Origin of the sequence: Mesorhizobium sp. M7A.F.Ca.CA.004.04.2.1 (assembly GCF_004022825.1) — a bacterium.
In the GTDB taxonomy this organism is placed as follows: domain Bacteria; phylum Pseudomonadota; class Alphaproteobacteria; order Rhizobiales; family Rhizobiaceae; genus Mesorhizobium.
In genome coordinates, this window is the sequence record NZ_RZPH01000508.1 from 1 (window position 1) to 4,209 (window position 4,209).

The window sequence follows — 4,209 nt, forward strand, 5'->3', positions numbered from 1 at the left end:
AGCCTGAGGATCTGGTCCAACTCGCGGCGGTCGAACCGCACCGGCTGATCGAGACGTTCGCGTCGCGCCTCGTGCAGCGGGATCAATATCGCGGATGCGTCCCCATCCCCCGTCCCGCCGCTGTCATCGGTCATGCCTCGATCCTTCAAAATGAATCTTTGCCAACCAAAGTTGGCGTGTTCGCGACTGAATTGCAAGGCCCGGCGAACCAAGCCCCGCGCCGCGCTGTTTCCGTCACGTCCAGTCACTTTTATGAAACGCCGTGTTGGAATTGGTGATGTTCCGCCACATTTCTGCCTTTTTTTATCCGCGCTCATGCCCCAATGTCCGACGAATTTACCGGTGTTGCCTGAGACGGTTCGGTCCGGCACCGGCTCGTAAACCCCAAGCCCCCCGCCCACGGGTCTGCGTCGGATCGAACCAACCTCGGTTCTTCTTCGGAAGAATCGGGTGCGACGATCCCAAAACCTAAATGACCGACGTCAGAAGCAAGCTGACGTCGGTTTTTTATTGGGTGAGAAGCGGTTCGCGCAGCGAACGAAAAGCCAATTGCTTGGCTTTTCGAGCTTCGAACGCCCTGAGCCTGCGAAGGGCCGGGCGTGGTTAGTCGATCCACCCTGCCGGGTCCGCGCTGCTTCGCAGCGTCCCGGCGTTCGCCGGCCTTCATCGTGCCACCGGCACGATGAATTCGCCTTCGACGAACCGGCTGCTCGCCCCACAAGGGGAGAAGGAAAGAAGGCCTTAAGGCTTGTGGATGAACGCGGCGCCGAGAATGGGACCGGGCATGCCGTCCTTGCCGACCGACTGCAGCAGCACGGCGCAGCCGCCCTTTTTGGCAATCTCGCTCATCGGCAGTTCGTAGCGTTGTGCCTTGCCATGCCACATGCCGGCGGTCTGTATCCCGGTGACGGCGTTCCAGTAGGTCATCTTGCGGCCGGTGTTCTCGCCCTCGCCGACCTTGACCGTCTGCGGCGGGTCGAAATAGACGATGACGACATGGGCGTCGCTGGGGCCGTTGCCGGCATCGCCGGCGTCGATCGTCACACGGTCGCTGGTGCGGCTGACCTTGACGGCGACGCGCATGCCTTCGCCGCTCTTGGCCATGCGGGCGAGCGCGCCATCGACCTCGCCGCGGCTGGCACCGTTGACGTGGACACGGCCATTGATAACGGCCTGCGGCGTATAGACGGAGCGGCTGCCGAAGGCGCGCATGTAGTCGTATTGCCGCTCGGTGTTCTCCTTGCGGCCCAGCGTATCCTGCCAGCCGAGATAGTCCCAATAGTCGACGTGATAAGCGAGCGCGACGATATCTTCCTTGGCGGCAAGTTCGGAGAACAGCGTATCGGCCGGCGGGCAGGAACTGCAGCCCTGGCTGGTGAACAGTTCGACCACGCCCAATGGCCTGTCGATCTGGGGCCTGTCGATCTGGACCCGGTCGGCATGGGCGCGATCGGATTCGCCGGCATGCCCGGCGCCGGCAGACGCCGAGAAGGCCAGCGCAAGAGCTGCCAGCCACAATGATTTTCGCGAGGCCATGGCCATTCCGATTCCCGCCGGTGGTGCCGGCTTTATCTTGATTGCTAAAATATGTGGCAGAACCGGAAGTCAACGGGAAGTCACGTTGCGGTGAAATTTTGCCATTGCAGCCGACCGCAACCCCGCAATAGGAAGGATCTGCGCTTCAGGATAGAAACCGATTCGGGCGGCAATCACGATGTGGCAAACGTTTTTGGCGCCAGTCGACCTCTATTGCGAGCGGACCGGCCCGGAATTCTGGTCCGAACCGGTAAACGCCCTGACCAACCTCGCCTTCATCGCCGCCGGCCTGTGGGGCGTGCGCGAGGTACGAAGGCTGGGCACCGGCGCCTTCGCCGAGGTGCTGGCCTGGTGGGTGGTGGCGATCGGCATCGGTTCGACGATCTTCCACACCTTTGCCACCAAGGGCACAGTCTGGGCCGACGTGCTGCCGATCGCCGGCTTCACGCTGGCCTACACGCTGTTCAATCTGCGCCGCTTCCTCGGCATGCGATGGGGCAAGGCCATTGCCATCTTCATTGCCTTCTATGTGCTTGCCGGGGCGATAACCCTTGCCGTGCCTGACTGGCTGCGCCAGGCGTCGAACGGTACGACGGGCTATCTGCCGCCGTTCCTGGCGCTCGCCTTCTTCGGTGTCTGGGTGACGGTGAGCGGCAATCGCGCCGGCTGGTATAATCTGGCGGGATCGGCGATCTTCGTCGTGTCCGTCATCTGCCGGATGATCGACCCGGTGATCTGCGGCAGCTTTCCGCTCGGAACGCACTTCCTCTGGCACATCCTCAACGGCGTGATGCTCGGCGTGCTTTTGGCGGCAGCGGCGCGGTTTGGGAAGCCTAAGGTAGGCAGTAGGCAGTAGGCAGTAGGCAGTAGGGGTCTCTATTCCCTACTGCCTAGTCCCCTATTCCCTAAGCTGCAAGATCGCGCAGCACGTATTGCAGGATGCCGCCGTTCTTGAAGTAATCGAGCTCATCCAGCGTATCGATGCGGCAGATGATCGGCACGTTCTTCACCGTGCCGTCGCCATAGGTGACCTTGGCGATCATCGTCTGGCGCGGTTTGATGGTGCTCAAGCCGTCGATCTCGACCAGCTCGTCTCCCTTGAGGTTGAGCGATGCCCATGAGGTGCCTTCCTCGAAGACGAAGGGAATGACGCCCATGCCGACCAGGTTCGAGCGATGGATGCGCTCGAAGGACTGGGCGATGACCGCGCGGACACCAAGGAGATTGGTTCCCTTGGCCGCCCAGTCGCGCGACGAGCCGTTGCCGTATTCGACGCCGGCGAAGACAACCAGCGGCACGCCTTCCCTTTTGTATTCCATCGCCGCGTCGTAGATCGATTCCTCTTCCTTCGACGGGTAGTGGATGGTGTAGCCGCCCTCGCGGCCATTCTCGCCCAGCATGTGGTTGCGGATGCGGATGTTGGCGAAGGTGCCGCGCATCATCACCTCGTGGTTGCCGCGCCGCGTGCCGTACTGGTTGAAGTCGGCGACGCCGACGCCGTGGTCGGTGAGGTATTTGCCGGCCGGCGAGGCCGCCTTGATCGATCCGGCCGGCGAAATGTGGTCGGTGGTGATCTTGTCGCCGAACAGGCCGAGCACGCGGGCGCCCTTGATATCGCCGATCTTGCCGAAACCTGACGTCATGCCGGCGAAATAGGGCGGGTTCTGCACATAGGTCGAGTTGTCGTCCCACGCATAGGTCTGGCCTTCCGGCGCCTTGACGTTCTGCCAGTACTCGTCGCCTTTGAAGACATCGGCATATTTGCGGGCGAACAGCTCGCGGGTGACGTTCTTCTCGATGAACTCCTGGATTTCGGCCGAGCTCGGCCAGATATCCTTGAGGTAGACCGGCTCGCCGTTCTTGTCCTCGCCTAGCGGCTCGGTGGTCAGGTCCTTTGTGACGGTGCCGGCCAGCGCATGCGCGACGACCAGCGGCGGCGACGCCAGATAGTTGGCCTGCACGTCGGGCGAGACGCGGCCTTCGAAGTTGCGGTTGCCGGACAAGACCGCGGCAGCGATCAGGCCCTTGTCGTTGATGGTCTTCGAGATCGGCGCCGGCAGCGGCCCGGAATTGCCGATGCAGGTGGTGCAGCCGAAGCCGACCAGGTTGAAGCCGATCTGATCGAGTTCCTTCTGCAGGCCGGATTTCTCCAGATACTCGGCCACCACCTGGCTGCCCGGCGCCAGCGAGGTCTTCACCCACGGCTTCTGCTTCAAACCGAGGCGGTTGGCGTTGCGGGCCAGGAGGCCGGCGCCGATCAGCACGCTCGGGTTCGAGGTGTTGGTGCACGAAGTGATGGCGGCAATGACGACATCGCCGTGACCGAGATCATGGTCGGTGCCTTCGACTGCGTAGCGCTTGGAGATTTCGGCGGCCTTCTTGTATTCGGTCTCCATCGCCTTGGCGAAACCTTCCGGAATGCCTTCAAGGGCGACGCGGCCCTCGGGCCGCTTGGGTCCGGCCATCGACGGCACGACGGAGCCAAGTTCCAGCTCGAGCAGATCGGTGAACACCGGATCGGTCGAGCCGGTCTCACGCCACATTCCTTGAGCTTTGGCATAGGCCTCGACCAGCGCGATGCGGTCCTCGCTGCGGCCGGACATTGTGAGGTAGCGGATGGTTTCCGAGTCGACGGGGAAGAAGCCGCAGGTGGCGCCATATTCGGGCGCCATG

The 4,209-nt window shown here is 62.6% G+C and carries 3 protein-coding genes and 1 pseudogene; 1 reads left to right on the plus strand and 3 read right to left on the minus strand.

Annotated features, from left to right (window positions below; genetic code table 11):
* Positions 1-134 (minus strand): annotated as a pseudogene (locus EN893_RS39395) (DUF2794 domain-containing protein); the annotation flags it as partial.
* 607 nt (positions 135-741) lie between these two features.
* Positions 742-1,542 (minus strand): thioredoxin family protein, encoded by an 801-nt coding sequence (locus EN893_RS21255; RefSeq protein ID WP_127269003.1) that lies wholly within the window; start codon positions 1,540-1,542, stop codon positions 742-744.
* 172 nt (positions 1,543-1,714) lie between these two features.
* On the opposite strand from EN893_RS21255, the gene EN893_RS21260 reads away from it, so the two are divergent.
* Complete coding sequence (locus EN893_RS21260) at positions 1,715-2,392, plus strand: ceramidase domain-containing protein (RefSeq protein WP_127269002.1); 678 nt, start codon at positions 1,715-1,717, stop codon at positions 2,390-2,392.
* Positions 2,393-2,441: 49 nt separating this feature from the next.
* Here EN893_RS21260 and acnA read toward each other — a convergent pair.
* The coding region (gene acnA, locus EN893_RS21265; RefSeq protein ID WP_128361754.1) for an aconitate hydratase AcnA at positions 2,442-4,209 on the minus strand (1,768 nt) is incomplete at its 5' end.

Excerpts from the sequence above, each read along its gene's own strand:
- EN893_RS21260 (WP_127269002.1), top strand. The coding sequence starts at position 1,715 with ATGTGGCAAACGTTTTTGGCGCCAGTCGACCTCTATTGCGAGCGGACC.
- EN893_RS21255 (WP_127269003.1), bottom strand. The coding sequence starts at position 1,542 with ATGGCCATGGCCTCGCGAAAATCATTGTGGCTGGCAGCTCTTGCGCTG.